The 14,559-nt window shown below is 33.8% G+C and carries 15 protein-coding genes; 5 read left to right on the top strand and 10 right to left on the bottom strand.

What is annotated here, in order from left to right:
• Positions 1-147: 147 nt before the first annotated feature.
• Positions 148-819 carry a ribonuclease T gene (gene rnt, locus GQS55_RS08020; RefSeq protein WP_159819554.1) on the top strand — a complete coding sequence of 224 codons (672 nt, stop codon included), beginning with the start codon at positions 148-150 and terminating at the stop codon, positions 817-819.
• A gap of 114 nt (positions 820-933) precedes the next feature.
• On the opposite strand, the gene GQS55_RS08015 is transcribed toward rnt, so the two are convergent.
• Positions 934-1,539, bottom strand: a complete 606-nt coding sequence (locus tag GQS55_RS08015; protein ID WP_159819552.1) for a peroxiredoxin — start codon at positions 1,537-1,539, stop codon at positions 934-936.
• A 92-nt stretch (positions 1,540-1,631) separates the two neighbouring features.
• On the bottom strand, positions 1,632-1,976 hold the full coding sequence (locus GQS55_RS08010; RefSeq protein WP_159819550.1) for a Grx4 family monothiol glutaredoxin: 345 nt from the start codon (positions 1,974-1,976) through the stop codon (positions 1,632-1,634).
• A 304-nt stretch (positions 1,977-2,280) separates the two neighbouring features.
• Here GQS55_RS08010 and sodB point away from each other — a divergent pair, with 304 nt between their 5' ends.
• A complete protein-coding gene (gene sodB / locus GQS55_RS08005; protein WP_159819548.1) occupies positions 2,281-2,865 on the top strand; it encodes a superoxide dismutase [Fe] in 585 nt (194 codons plus the stop codon).
• A 94-nt stretch (positions 2,866-2,959) separates the two neighbouring features.
• On the opposite strand, the gene GQS55_RS08000 is transcribed toward sodB, so the two are convergent.
• The 6 genes from GQS55_RS08000 to GQS55_RS07975 all read right to left on the bottom strand — a co-directional run bounded on the left by GQS55_RS08000 (position 2,960) and on the right by GQS55_RS07975 (position 8,658).
• Positions 2,960-3,391: a phosphate ABC transporter substrate-binding protein gene (locus tag GQS55_RS08000; RefSeq protein ID WP_236559798.1), complete on the bottom strand. Its 432-nt coding sequence runs from the start codon at positions 3,389-3,391 to the stop codon at positions 2,960-2,962.
• A gap of 10 nt (positions 3,392-3,401) precedes the next feature.
• Positions 3,402-4,571, bottom strand: a complete 1,170-nt coding sequence (locus GQS55_RS07995) for a porin (protein WP_159819546.1) — start codon at positions 4,569-4,571, stop codon at positions 3,402-3,404.
• A gap of 122 nt (positions 4,572-4,693) precedes the next feature.
• Complete coding sequence (locus tag GQS55_RS07990; protein WP_159819544.1) at positions 4,694-6,313, bottom strand: methyl-accepting chemotaxis protein; 1,620 nt, start codon at positions 6,311-6,313, stop codon at positions 4,694-4,696.
• A 293-nt stretch (positions 6,314-6,606) separates the two neighbouring features.
• Positions 6,607-7,320, bottom strand: a complete 714-nt coding sequence (gene fadR / locus GQS55_RS07985) for a fatty acid metabolism transcriptional regulator FadR (RefSeq protein ID WP_159819542.1) — start codon at positions 7,318-7,320, stop codon at positions 6,607-6,609.
• A 135-nt stretch (positions 7,321-7,455) separates the two neighbouring features.
• Complete coding sequence (locus GQS55_RS07980; RefSeq protein WP_159819540.1) at positions 7,456-8,091, bottom strand: GNAT family N-acetyltransferase; 636 nt, start codon at positions 8,089-8,091, stop codon at positions 7,456-7,458.
• 189 nt (positions 8,092-8,280) lie between these two features.
• Positions 8,281-8,658 (bottom strand): DUF3192 domain-containing protein, encoded by a 378-nt coding sequence (locus GQS55_RS07975; RefSeq protein ID WP_159819538.1) that lies wholly within the window; start codon positions 8,656-8,658, stop codon positions 8,281-8,283.
• 190 nt (positions 8,659-8,848) lie between these two features.
• On the opposite strand from GQS55_RS07975, the gene GQS55_RS07970 reads away from it, so the two are divergent.
• Positions 8,849-9,178, top strand: coding sequence for a hypothetical protein (locus GQS55_RS07970; RefSeq protein WP_159819536.1), 330 nt, complete (start codon positions 8,849-8,851; stop codon positions 9,176-9,178).
• An 88-nt stretch (positions 9,179-9,266) separates the two neighbouring features.
• On the opposite strand, the gene syd is transcribed toward GQS55_RS07970, so the two are convergent.
• Positions 9,267-9,872, bottom strand: a complete 606-nt coding sequence (gene syd, locus GQS55_RS07965) for a SecY-interacting protein (protein ID WP_159819534.1) — start codon at positions 9,870-9,872, stop codon at positions 9,267-9,269.
• A gap of 56 nt (positions 9,873-9,928) precedes the next feature.
• Between syd and queF the strand changes: the two genes are divergently transcribed.
• The gene (gene queF, locus GQS55_RS07960) at positions 9,929-10,819 is read left to right on the top strand and encodes an NADPH-dependent 7-cyano-7-deazaguanine reductase QueF (RefSeq protein WP_159819532.1); all 891 of its coding nucleotides are present in this window, start codon (positions 9,929-9,931) and stop codon (positions 10,817-10,819) included.
• Positions 10,820-10,896: 77 nt separating this feature from the next.
• Here queF and GQS55_RS07955 read toward each other — a convergent pair whose 3' ends face one another.
• Complete coding sequence (locus tag GQS55_RS07955; protein ID WP_236559797.1) at positions 10,897-12,732, bottom strand: M61 family metallopeptidase; 1,836 nt, start codon at positions 12,730-12,732, stop codon at positions 10,897-10,899.
• A gap of 219 nt (positions 12,733-12,951) precedes the next feature.
• Between GQS55_RS07955 and GQS55_RS07950 the strand changes: the two genes are divergently transcribed.
• The gene (locus GQS55_RS07950; protein ID WP_159819530.1) at positions 12,952-14,556 is read left to right on the top strand and encodes a diguanylate cyclase domain-containing protein; all 1,605 of its coding nucleotides are present in this window, start codon (positions 12,952-12,954) and stop codon (positions 14,554-14,556) included.
• Positions 14,557-14,559 lie beyond the last annotated feature (3 nt).

Below are 14,559 nucleotides of genomic sequence, written 5' to 3'. Positions count from 1 at the left end.
AATTAGCATCGAATAACCTCAACTACATTTACATCTTAAGAAATAACCAAATCATAAATGTAATGATGTAAGTATTGCTATCGTGTTTACAATAATTTTCTGAGATAATTACCTATCCAAGTTTTTCCCTTAAGCCAAATTTATAATATGTCAGATACTGTAGAAATAAAAGAAAATAAAGAAATAAGTAAACCATTATTAGCACAACGCTTTCGTGGCTATTTCCCTGTTGTTATTGATGTGGAAACAGGTGGTTTTAATGCCCAAACTGATGCCTTACTTGAAATTGCAGCCTCTGTATTATCATTAGATGAAGTTTCAGGAAAGTTATCAATTGATGAAACAATACAATTTAATGTTCACCCTTTTGAAGGTGCAAATTTAGAGCCTAAAGCGCTTGAATTTACCGGCATTGATCCAACACATCCATTACGTGGTGCTGTCGATGAAGATGTTGCTTTAAAAACATTGTTTAAGTTAGTTAGAAAAAAAATGAAACTTGCTGGATGCCAACGCGCTATTATTGTAGCTCACAATGCAGCTTTTGATTTAGGCTTTTTAAACGCAGCAACAGCCCGATGTAACATTAAACGTAGCCCTTTTCATAGCTTTGTTAGCTTTGATACTACAACACTAGCAGGACTAGCATTAGGTCAAACTGTATTAGCAAAAGCTTGTGAGGCTGCTGAAATAGACTTTAGCAATAGTGAAGCACATACGGCACTTTATGATACCGAAAAAACTGCTGAGCTATTTTGTCATATTGTTAATAAATGGCATGAATTAGGTGGTTGGCCGCTAGCAATAGCAGCAGAATAAATAGAAAAGCATAAAAAAAGCTAGAGTTATAAACCCTAGCTTTTTTATGTAATTTTAGTGACAAAAAATTAAAATAAAACTGAAATAATTGACACTTTAGTAACCCGACAACGATTAAAGTTTATCAGCGTTATCTGTAAGATAAGCTGCAACACCATCTGGAGATGCTGTCATACCTTTATCACCTTTATTCCAACCTGCAGGACATACTTCACCGTGTTCTTGGTGGAATTGTAATGCATCAACCATACGAATCATTTCATCTACGTCACGACCTAATGGTAAATCGTTAATTACTTGATGACGTACGTTGCCTTCTTCATCGATTAGGAATGAACCACGGAAAGCAACACCTGCTTCAGGATGTTCTACATCATATGCTTTACAGATTTCATGCTTAGTATCTGCAACTAAAGTGTATTGAACTGGACCAATACCACCTTCGTTTACAGGTGTGTTACGCCATGCATTGTGAGAGAATTGTGAATCAATTGAAACACCAATTACTTCAACACCACGGCTTTTGAATTCTTCCATACGGTGATCAAAAGCTAAAAGCTCTGATGGGCATACAAAAGTAAAATCTAATGGGTAGAAAAAAACAACCGCTTTTTTACCTTTAATTGCTTTACTTAACGTAAAAACGTCAACAATTTCACCACTACCTAATACTGCTGCTGCAGTAAAATCTGGTGCTGGACGACCAACTAATACACTCATTTTATGTTCCTTTCTATTAATAATAATTAAGAATTATTATTGAAGACAATGAATAACAACTCATTATCTTAACAATTTATTTCTTGATAAATTTATTCTGCACTTGCCTCTTCAGAAGCATTTTTAGCTGAAGCTTCTTTAACCAAAGTTTGTAGCTCACCTTGTTGAAACATTTCCATAATAATATCACAGCCGCCAACTAATTCACCTTCAACCCAAAGTTGCGGAAACGTAGGCCAGTCTGCATACTTTGGTAATTCAGCTCTGATATCAGGGTTTTGTAAAATATCAACATAGGCAAATTGCTCACCGCATGAGATCAAGGCTTGAGATGCTTGAGAAGAAAAACCACAACTAGGTAGTTTTGGCGAGCCTTTCATATACAATAATACTGTATTCTCATTAATTTGTTCTTTAATACGTTCGATAGTTTCCATGATAACCCCTAAAAAAAATAACCTCTAAAAATAATACTCATTAAACTGAGCTGAATTCTTAGTAAAAACTTACACTAGAAATATAATGGAGACGAAGTTTCACTTTTCAATTCAATATAATAAATACTTGAAAATAAATTTATACCCTTGAAAAATAGCAAAAGAAACCTTATACACTCTATACACTAGTTATTCAAAATAGTATAAACTTAATACCTGAGTATTTTACTCAAGTTTTATTGGAAAATACACCCTTTATTCACGAATACACTGTAACTTTAAAACAAAGAACTTGGAGAGCACAATGGCTATTGAATTACCTGCATTACCTTACGAACAAGATGCCCTGGAACCACATATTTCTGCAGAAACTTTATCATTTCATTACGGAAAACATCACAACACTTACGTGGTAAAGTTAAATGGTTTGATTGAAGGCACTGAGTTTGCTAACAAATCATTAGAAGAAATAGTTAAAACTTCTTCAGCTGGTGTCTTTAACAATGCAGCACAAATATGGAACCATACTTTTTACTGGAATAGCTTAAGCCCGAATGGCGGTGGCGAACCTACAGGCGCTTTAGCAGATGCTATTGTTGCTACTTTTGGATCTTTTGCTGAATTCCAAGCAAAATTTACTGACAGTGCAATTAATAACTTTGGTTCAAGCTGGACATGGTTAGTAAAAAATGCAGATGGAAGCTTAGCAATTGTTAACACTTCTAATGCTGCAACACCATTAACAGATGAAGGTGTTACACCATTACTTACTGTTGATTTATGGGAACATGCATATTATATCGATTACCGTAATCTTCGTCCTAAGTACATGGAAGGTTTTTACGCACTAGCTAATTGGGATTTTGCTAGCAAAAATTTCTCAGCTTAATAGCTATCAACTGAAATTTTTAATAAAAAAACGAGCTAATTAGCTCGTTTTTTATTTGAACAATAGTACATTTAGACTATTAGATTACAAGTAATTAAAAGGTTTTTAATACTTTCACTGACTCATCAACACTCCCAGCGTCAACATAACCAATAGCACCAGCATTAGCAGAGATATGCTTTAATACCTCAGCATCTGAAGCTAATTCTGTTGGTGGCTTACCTCGACCTGAAAATATCAATTTAGACCAATAAGCCTTCATCTGACTTGAACTTTTATTTAATACTTTTTCTTCAAATTCACTACGTACTGCACTACCTGAAACTGAATTAATCGGTTCAATTGATCCACCGCTTGGAAATGCTTTCATTTTTCCCATAAAAATTCGAGCTATATCATTATCATCAATAATATCAGCATTAGTTGAGTTAACAACAACCGCAACATCGGCCATAGAAGAGAAACTAAGAAACAAAACAGATGTACATAACAAAAGTTTACTTTGAGTACTTTTTAAAAATTTCATTTTTTAACTCCTAAAATACAGTTACTAGTGCTGTTCTAAACAAGCCTGAGTCATTATTACTATCGAGATCATCGCTAAAAGAGGTATATTCAAATTTTAATGCCGCTGATTGATGGAAATCCCAACGCAGACCTAATGTGATATAACTTGTGTCTTCATCTGTCGCAGTATCTAAAGTTTCGGTACCACGGATCAAAGCTTGTAAGTCTTCAGGTAGGAACTCAACTGCCGTGCCATCTGGTATACCAGGTATTTGATAGTTTAACGCGATAGGATCTTGGTCATCTTCATCAACCCCATAAGTTACATGTACCATCATATTATTAAATCGATAACCGGCCATCAAATAATAAGACTCTTGACCAGGTAAAGCTGTATCATCTAATGATAATGAAGAGTATTCACCCACTATAATAATTTGATCAAAATCAAGCTGGAAACCAAGCTCAATAAACTCACTGGTATCTGATGCTATATCAATTTGACTAGCAATATGATTTTGGCCTACTCCATTCCAACCATCTACTAAAGGTTTAATAGCCAACAAATCGATATCCATTTCTGTTTGGAAATAAGCACCTCTCAGTGTTAGCCACTCACGTGTTAACGTTAACGAGGCACCAGCAAAATTTTTAAAATCAGCACTACTCTCAGTACCGAGCACTTCTATATCTGAATTATTACCACCATAAATAGCGTGTAATGTTGTATCAAAATCACCGAGCTGCATCGAGTATATGGCCGCAATCCCATCAAAGGTATCAAAAGGTACGTCATAAACCCCTCTTGGCGGAGTAATCCAAGGGTAAGCATAAGACACATCTAAAAAGTCAGAGTACATATAAAAGGGAATACGTTGACGACCAGCCAATATTTTCAAATTATCATTGGCTTGATAACCAACATAAGCCCATTCAAATTTAGGATCCCAGTCATCAGCACCTCGAGATAGTATTTGGGCGGTAATACTTAAACCTTCGCCTAAATCGCTTGATGCTTGTAAAGCAAATAGTGAATCAGGACTAAAGTCGATTGAATCATCATAGCCATACAAGCTTTCATCGCTTGCCGTTGTAACACCAGCAACAATACTAGCAAAACCATTTAATGTGATTTCAGCATTGGCACTACCTGCTAATAAAATACCTGTTAGCGCAAGCGCTATTTTATTATGTTTCATTATAATATACCTATCATTATGTTGAGTTATGTTAATTCCGTTTACTGCTTTATTGAAACTACAGTTATTATTATTAAATATTACTTATTGTTCTGTCTTTAAATAAAAAATATAGCTAAAAATTAGACCTTAAATTGACGAGCTACAGACTCTAACGCTGAAGCCAAGACCGTTAACTGCTCACTCACACCACCAATTTCACGTGATGCTTTAGAAGCTTCATCAGCACAAGATTGAATATCTTCAACATGACCAACCATAAGACCAGAAACTTGATGCTGTTCTTCTGTTGCAACAGCAATGGCTCCATTCATATCAGCAATAACATTGACGGTATCCGTTATAACAACTAGGCTATCACCAGCCTCCATAGCCGTTTTCACACTAGCTTCAACACTCGCGCGTGAGCTTTCCATCATGGTTACCGCTTTTTTAGAAGCGCCTTGCAACTGCCCGAGCATTTGATTAATTTCTTCCGTAGATACTTGTGTACGTGATGCTAGGTTTCTAACTTCGTCTGCAACTACAGCAAAACCACGACCTTGCTCACCCGCTCTGGCCGCTTCAATAGCAGCATTAAGTGCTAGTAAGTTAGTTTGATCAGCAATACCACGTATTACTTCAAGCACAACATTCACCCTTTCAGTATCTTCTTGAAGTTGATTCACTGTTTCTGCTGCTTGTGTTACATTTTCAGCTAAGGTTCTAATACCCATTACCGTTTGCTCAACAACTTCCTTACCTTTTTCAGCTTCTATATTTGCATTTTTAGCAGCATCTGCTGCATCTGCTGCATTAGTCGTAATTTCAGCTACACTTTGGCTCATCTCTTCAACCGACTGTCTTGATTGCATAACACTATCTGATTGGCGATTAAATGAATCAATGGTACTACTCGACAGCTGTGAAATAGTATTTGCGGTTTCAGCTAAGGGCAAAGCGGTATCCACAACATTTTTAATAACGCCTTGTAATTTTTCAATAAAGCTATTAAACCATAAAACTAACTCACCTATTTCGTCCTTACTGTTGGTGGTAATTCTAACAGTTAAATCCCCGTTTTCTTGGGCAATACCTTTCATAGAATGTATAATATTTTGTAAGCTTGAACTAATTGCTTTAGCAACAGGAATAGCTACAGCAAACAACGCTAAGATAGTAATACCGCCAACTATCATACCTGTGGTAGCATTTGACTCTGCCTTTTCATTAACCGACTCAAACGCTTGAGTAAAAGACTGATATCGCTCAGCACGAAAGGTATTTAACTTATTTTGCAAATTAGTAAGCTTTTCTGACATTGCTTGACTTCGTTGTCCTAGCGTAGAAAAGTCAGCAGAGTCATTTACCATCTCACTTGAAAGTGCAAAAGCTAATTGATAATAATCATTAAAATCACTGAGTAATGAGCGTAAATAACTCGCATTCTCGGTGTCTGACTGAATATTACTTTGAAGTTTGTCACGGGTTTCCTGCGCATAGATATTAGCGGCATCAAGTAAATCAGTTTCCCCCATGGTTGCAGCATTACCCAGTGTTTCTTTCAACTTATCAAGCCTAACAAGGCTATATTCGGATGTTTGTAATAATTGATATTCGATACGATATGCCTTATCTAACTGTGTCACTATATGGGACATAGCCATAAGCGTTATAGCTAAATATACACAAAACCCAATAGCTCCAACAAATGGAATTAAAAGTATTTTATAGCGAACCGATAATGTTTTAAATAAGTCCATATTTGCCTTCTAGTTATTGTTAATCAACAATTTATACATAATAAGATGAGTGTAGTAAAAGAATCATATTACGCAAATTTTAAAATAAAGAATTTGAAGAAAATGACTCAAACGAATAATTAATGAGCAATCCATTGTTCTAATGCATGTTTATAGATAATAAAGACCTAATTTGAATAACTAAATTAGCAATGGATGAGATTTAATTTTTACAATGTAAGCCGCGTATTAAAAAGAAAGCAAATAGTGTCGATAACATTTTCTATTTGCTTGAATGAGTGTAGATAAAATGATTAATCTTCGGTGAGCTCTTTAAGTACATCACCTTTTAACTCAGCCCATAGTTCTCCTGATTCAACACCGTATTTTCGTACGGCAAAAATAGCATCGTCACAACGATTTTCTTGCGCTAGTTCTATCAATTTTTGGTAATAAGCTCTTGATATTTCACGTCCTGTTGGGTGTGCGAAATATAAACTACCAATACGCGAATACAGTCCTTTAAAACCATTTAATATAAGTAAATAAATAGAATTTTCTGAAGCGATTGCTAATTCTTTATTAAGTTGATAATCAAATTGTGCAAACGCTTCACCATTGTCTTCAATGTCACTATAAGCACTTAACAATTCAATTGTTTTATTAGGATTATTTTTTATAGCACCACGTATATATATAGCACTGATATTAGTACGGGCTGATAATAAGTTATCAACTAAATCAGGAACACCTTCTTGGTCAAGGTGCGCTAATGTCTCTAAAATGTTTAAGCTTGACGTGTCCCAAAAGTTATTTACTTTTGTTGGTTTACCATGCTTAATAGTTAACCAACCATCTCTAGCCAAACGTTGTAGTACTTCTCTAAGGGTTGTTCTAGTTACACCAATTAGCTCTGATAATTCACGCTCTGCTGGTAAAATTGAACCAGGAGGAAAACCACCATTCCAAATTGATTCAACAATATATTGCTCGGCAAATCCGGCAGGGCTTTGAGCTTTTATAACCATATTCGTAAACGACCTAAAAAAATAAATTAATAAAACTGATTGTACCAGAAGATTGAATTGGTACAAGCGTAATAGAAGAGACTGGTCTAACCAAGCTCATGACATGATAAAATATAATAATTTGGAAGTTAATTATTATCTATAATGCACCATTAAAGCACCAGAGACTTTCCCAACCGTTACATCTTTAATAAATTTATAATTTGCATCTTCAAAGAAAGCTCTAAATTTACCTGAGGTTGCATAAACAGCAACGCCTTCACTGTCACTATGTTCTTCAAGAACAGTATTAACCGCAGCCATTAAATAATGACCAAACCCATGGTGTTGGTGTAAAGGGTGAATAGCAATAAAAGATAGCATGTGGAATTTTTTCAATGGGATAGAGGCAAGCACTACTTTTTCTTTTTCGATCATTTGTTTGGTACTTAAATAACCAGCACTTAGTAACATTTTTAGACGCCAATGCCAGAATCGTTCAGTGCCAACACTATCATCAGGGCTATTCAAACAAGCAACACCCACCATAGACTCACCAAGATACAAACCTACCATTGGTTGTTTAGCTTGCCAAAAAGCATTTAATTCTTCTCTTATTGATGCTCTTAGCCTTTGCTCATAACCTTCTTTGTCGCTATTAAATATATCTAAAAAAACAGGATCATCGTGATAGGATTGAAAAAGTAACGAAGCCGCTAACTTTAGGTTTTCTGCACTAAGGTAAGTTGCTCTTATATCAAGTTCACTATCTACCGAAACAGTTTCTGACATACAAGTTCTCCAATCCAACAATTATAATTATTTTTATCCCTACATTCACCATACCAGTTTTTTTTTAAATAGGTAAATAAAATTAAACCTTAATACGCATTCAGAAACACTAAAATAACTTGGCATAACATAATGTCACACCAATGTTATTTCAATTTGGCATACAGCCCAGTAACTTACTAATATTATTTATAGTAATTTTTTATACTCGTCACCGTTACCTGTTTGAGTTAATGCACCATCAACAAATTCTAAATAGGTACATTCATCTTTAGTTGTTATCCCATCTTTATGTTTACGTTGGCTTCTATAATATAAAACACGAATAGTTTTTTCACTGTAAGTATAAGTTTCAGAGAAATCAGCTACACCTAACTTCTCTTGCATATCTACAACACTTGTACCTAATTGGACTTGCGCTATGACCTTACGGTTTTTGTAACTTCTATCTTCGCTATCGCCCATAATTGAATGATCTACTTGGCCATCTTTTACAGAGATAACACAGCCAGTTAAAGTTGTTGTTAATGGTAATACAATAAGTAATGCTAATAATGATTTTTTCATATTTACTCCTGATATAATTATATTTTCATACGTAATAAAGCAAAAAACAAACCAATAAAATAAAACAACACAAGCTATTGATTTTTAAATACTAAAAATAAATTAAAAAAATAAATTAAAAAAATAATAACTGACATGGTTAGTTACATTGGCTAAAATATAGTGAATATTACAAAGGCAATTAATCAAAATGACAATAAACGATGAAATTTCAATCGTCGCTAATAAAATAGCAAATGAAGGCAATAAACCAACAGTTGCACTAATTAAGACAAAGTTAAATAAAAAAATTCCTTTACCAGTCATAATATCGGTATTAAAAAATTGGCAGCATGAGCCAACTTTTATTACTTTACCTGAAGAAAATCACACTAAAATTGAATATAAAACCGATAATCCACCAATAGAAACAAGATCTTTTGAGAAAGAAGTTCATGATGAATTAACAAGTTTAAAAGAAGAAGTATTAGAATTGAAAGAATTGGTAAAACAATTACTTAAAAAACAAGTTAAAAAATAAGTTAAAAAAATAAGTTAAAGAAAAATTTAGAATATATGCCGTTAACCTTAATATTTTTCGTTATATTAAGGTAACTCTAAGGCTATCACTATAAAGGTATTGTAGGTGTCAGTGTATTTATAAATTCAGCAAGTGAATCAGCTAGTTTTTTGTGAGGCTTACATCCAACACGTTCAACCCATACTGCTCCAGAATCATTATCAACTGAAATAATCATATCTTCTTCATCAGTCACAGCAACAAAAACAGTTTCACCTTGCTTTAGCCTTTGCTTCATTAGAATATGACCAATCAAATTTTCTTGTAAGCGCTGAAAGTCATCTTTATTCCAAGCAAATAACAACGATAAGTTACCTTCTTCACAGGTAGCATCAAGGTTTTCACTGTATAAAGTAGTAAAGTATGTTTTTATATCTGGGTGCAAGGTCATTTCTAAAGCTGTTTCAACATTATCAAAATTTAACTCATGCTCACTCTCTATATCAACCGGTCGCCAATAGACTTCCCCCAAAGATAAAGCTTTATACTCAGTAGACATGTCAGTGTATGCATCTTCACAAGGTGAAAGCCATTGCTCGTCTTGCTCTACTTTTGGAGGATGTGAATAGGTGTCTTGATAGTTTTTTACATACTGCTTAGAAAATTGTTGCAAAATGTCTACTAAATTGGGTTTAGTGTGATTTGATGATGTCATCTAATTCAGAGATCCTTTAAAATAGTCTGTGAAGTTTCATATAAAATAAGAACGTTATGGCAACCTACCAAAATTCAAAAGAATTAAAAAATTTAACGCTTGGTAAAGCAACCGAATATTGTAGTGAATATAACCCAAATCTATTACAAGGTGTACCAAGAAGCTTAAATAGAGATGATTTATCACTTGTTTCAAATACATTACCTTTTATAGGTGAAGATATTTGGTACGGATATGAATTGTCTTGGTTAAATAATAAAGGAAAACCTATTGTCGCTGTAGCAGAATTTCGTTTTGCCTGCACAAGCCCGAATTTAGTCGAGTCAAAATCATTTAAATTATATTTGAATAGTTTTAACCAAAGTAAATTCTCTAGTTTTGACGAGGTTAAAAAAATACTGATTAAAGATTTATCTGCAACCGCAGGCATTCAAGCACAAGTAACACTATTTCCTGTTGAACAATGCCCTGCACTTGCCATTAAAGTGAGTGGTCGAGAGATTACTTGTATTGATGAAGCTGATATCACAGTTGATAATTATCAATATACAGCAGAGCTACTCAAATATGCGCAAACGGACGCTTCTTCTGAAGTTTCAAGCTCTGATACTTGTCCTGTTAAGACTGTAAGCGAAAACCTTGTTAGCCATTTACTAAAATCTAATTGTTTAATTACCAATCAGCCTGATTGGGCAAGTGTATATATTAGCTATGAAGGTGCTCCGATAGATCACAGTATTTTATTACAGTACTTAATATCATTTCGTCAGCATAATGAATTTCATGAACAATGTGTTGAACGGATATTTTGTGATTTACAAGAATATTGTCAATTATCAAAATTAACAGTATTTGCTCGTTATACCCGTCGTGGTGGCTTAGATATAAACCCTTTTAGAAGTACACACATAGCTTATGCACCAGCAGCGAGAACCTTAAGACAATAGCACTAACAACGTTAATTATTAGTGCTTAATTTGGTATTTATAACATAGCGTACAACGTGTTTTTTATACTGCTAACCTTATATATCGACTTTACTCTCAGGAAAGGCTACCCCGGTCCAATATTCAAAAAATGCTTTTTGTTTATCGGTAGCCTCTTTTAACGGAACAACCTTGAGCTTACCTTTAGGCATTTCACCTAAAGTAATTTGATGTGTCACTAACTCATCTCGGCGAAATAAAGTAATACTAATGTTATCTTTTGGTTGAAAGTGTTTAAGTCTTGTCGTTAAGTCTTTATCTACCATACGCAAACTATCAACAGCCACAATAATATCGCCTAAAGTTAAACCTGCTTGCCAAGCAGGGCTATTTTTTTCAACCCGTGTAATTTCCAAACCATTTGCCATTTGTTTAGTACTAATACCCGACCACGCAATTGTCTTTTCTTTACCCTTATCACCATAAGACATAGCTAAACCTGCTTTAGCTAGTAATGTATTAAAGTCCACATCAACGTAACCATGGATATTCTTTTGCCACCAAACTTGATAATCGTCATGAGTTAAGTCTTTTAATATCGTAAGTAAATCTTTTTCATTAAAGCCCTTAGGTACTTTATAGTTTTGATAAAGACTATTATGAACATCACGGTAACTGCGTTGTAACGCTGTTTTTTCCATAATTGAAAAATCTAATAACCAAGAAACTAAAAAACCTTCAGAATAGATATTAACACTATGATTATTTCCATAATCTCCACTTTCATCTATCCACTTATTAAAACTAGCTTCAGCAATACTTTGACTTTGCCTTCCTGGCTTATGTAGGTAACTAGTAATACGCGTAGCTAAATGTTCTAAAAACTCGTTACTAGACATTAAATTACCACGAAGTAATAATTGATTTTGCAAGTAACTTGTCGAACCTTCACTTAACCAGAGCAATGTTGAGTAATTTTCTTGTTGGTATTTATAAGGAACTAAACCCTCAGGTCGATATTGCTTAACATTCCATGTATGTACAAATTCATGTGCTGCAGTTGAGATAAAGCTTAAGTAATCTTTTCTTTCAGAAAACTTAAAACGAGATTTTTGAATAATGGTTGAATTTAGGTGCTCTGTTGCACCACGAGCGCCACTAGTAGCATGAACCATAAAGACATAGCGTTCAAAAGGATAACCTTCCCAAATGTGCTGACTTTGTTGTACTAATACTGTTAAATCAGCCACCATTTTTTCACTATCATAATTTCCATTCCCCCAAATAACTAATTCATAATTACGGTTATCAACAGTAAATAAATAATGTTCATTTATACCCGTCTCAATCGGTGAATCAACTAACACATCATAGTTTTTAGCTATGAATTGGTGGCTGTGATCATTTGATTTCTTTCCTGTTTTCAGTCCTGAAACACTTCTCCACGTCTGAGGGACATGCATATTAATAATATGCTGTTCATCGCGAGAATTATCGTTATACATAATAATTGCTGAAGCATCAAGAAACGCATGGCTATCGTCTATATGTCGTGTTCTAAAGGCTAACTGATTAGCATATACTTGGTAGCTAATTTTAACTTTTTTATTTAACGTGCCTTCAACCTGCCATGTATCTTTATCTGTTTTTGTCCATTTAAGTGAATGACCTTGGCTATCAAACGCTTTAAATTCACGAATACCATTCGCAAGGTTAAGTATCTCATATCGCCCAGTTCGCCATGTAGGCAAATGAAAACTGGCTTTTTTTGTATCAAATCTGTCAAAATTAATATCAATATTTGCATAGTGATGTTGCGGCTGATCAATAGTAATATCGACAACTACATTATTAGCCTGTATTGCTGTTGTAGAAAACGTAATAACTAGTAATAAAAACGCTCGAAATAAAAGGGATATTTTAATAATATTCAACTAAACTTCCTATAAAGTGGTAAATGTGATTATTGTAGTCTAACGACTTAATCAACGTTAAGTAAATAACAACTCGATAAAGTCTGTATAGTCATGTGTTTACACATGACTTATAATAAAAAACAATTGATAATTTTGTTATTATAAATTGTTAATAATTGAAAGCATAATCAAATTACTTAGTGCAAACAGATTAAAATAAAAGGATTACCTAAGGATATGAATACTAAAACTGTTGCTGATAATGAATCAAAAGTGTTACAAAAAAAACTTAATGCAGCCATTGTATCGAGAGCATCACTTGAAGAAGATTTTAAAGCTCAATCTAGTATGCTAATAGAGTTTATTAATAAACTATCTCAAGTATCAAAAGGGGTAGATATAAAATTAGACAATCGACTCGCGCAACTTCGAATATTATTAACAAAGTCGGCACCTGTCTCTGATATTGAATTAAAAATTAATGATATCTCAGCGTTATTACAACAACAAACGACTACAAATAAAAAAAACATTTCTCAATTACATACGCAATTTAATAACGCAGGACAGAATTTACAAAAAGTACAGGGGTTACCTAATGACTTACGCAGAGAATTGCGAAGTTTGCTAAATGAAACCCAGTCAAGCAAAGAGAGTATCACTCAATATGCTCCTCTTATTAGCAAGCTTCTAGCGTTTTATAGCATTGCCCTACAATCAAAACCTGGGGATACAAATGTCTTGTCATCAAGCCTAGATAAACAAGTACCACAAGAAATTCTCTCTTCAGCTGACGAAACACCTACACTTAATAGAGTACTTATCGGTAAAATATCTAGTTGCTTAAGTAAATTACAACTATCGACCCAATACAATAAAGAATTATTAGAAATTAATAAAAATTTGCTAACAGATACAACTCATGATGATGTTTTATTACGTTTTATTGAAATATTTGATGTTATATTTGCCGATTTACAACATGAACGAAATAGCGCTAAACACTTTTTAAATACCTTAAGTGAAACACTGACAACTGTACAATATGCTGTAAAGGAAACCCTTTCAACATGTAAGACTGCACAAGATACAAACGTTAAAATCAATCAAAAGTTGCAAAATCAATTATTAGATATGGCTGGCACTGTCAAAAAAGCGCTTTCCTTAGAGCAAGTTAAAGTAGATATAAATGGTAAGATCATCAATATAGCGAAAACATTAGAGCAAAAAACAAAGCTAGAGCTACAAAATCAAGAGACACTTTCAAGCCAGTTAACTGAAATGGCTAAAAAAGTAGAAACACTTGAAGAAAGAAGTAAAGAATTTGAAAGTAAATTAGCAGAACAAAAACGTAAAAGTATGCAAGATGCTTTAACTAAATTAAGTAATAGAGCGGCTTTTGATGAATATTTTACCCAAGCTATGGTTGCCTTCCATCACAAACCTTTCAATTTAGCTATTGCTGTAATTGATATTGATGACTTTAAAGGTATTAATGATAATTATGGTCATACCGCAGGAGATAAGACACTGCAAGTGATCGCCCATACCATTCAAAAAAAGGTAGCTAAAGATGCCTTTATTGCACGTTATGGTGGAGAAGAGTTCGTCTTAATTTATAAACATCATAAAGAAGATGAATTAATTAAAGAATTAAACCTTTTAAATAAAAGCATTGCCAACTTAGCCTTTAAATTCAAAAATAACAAAGTAAGTATCACCTTATCTGTAGGCGCTACCCATATTACTCAAGAAGATAATATACATACCGCATTTGAACGTGCCGATGAAGCCATGTATAAAGCTAAAACCCAGGGAAAAAACCGAGTGATTTATGCTTAATTG

Origin of the sequence: Colwellia sp. 20A7 (assembly GCF_009832865.1) — a bacterium.
Taxonomy (GTDB): domain Bacteria; phylum Pseudomonadota; class Gammaproteobacteria; order Enterobacterales; family Alteromonadaceae; genus Colwellia.
This window is presented reverse-complemented; position numbering and strand designations above follow the sequence as displayed.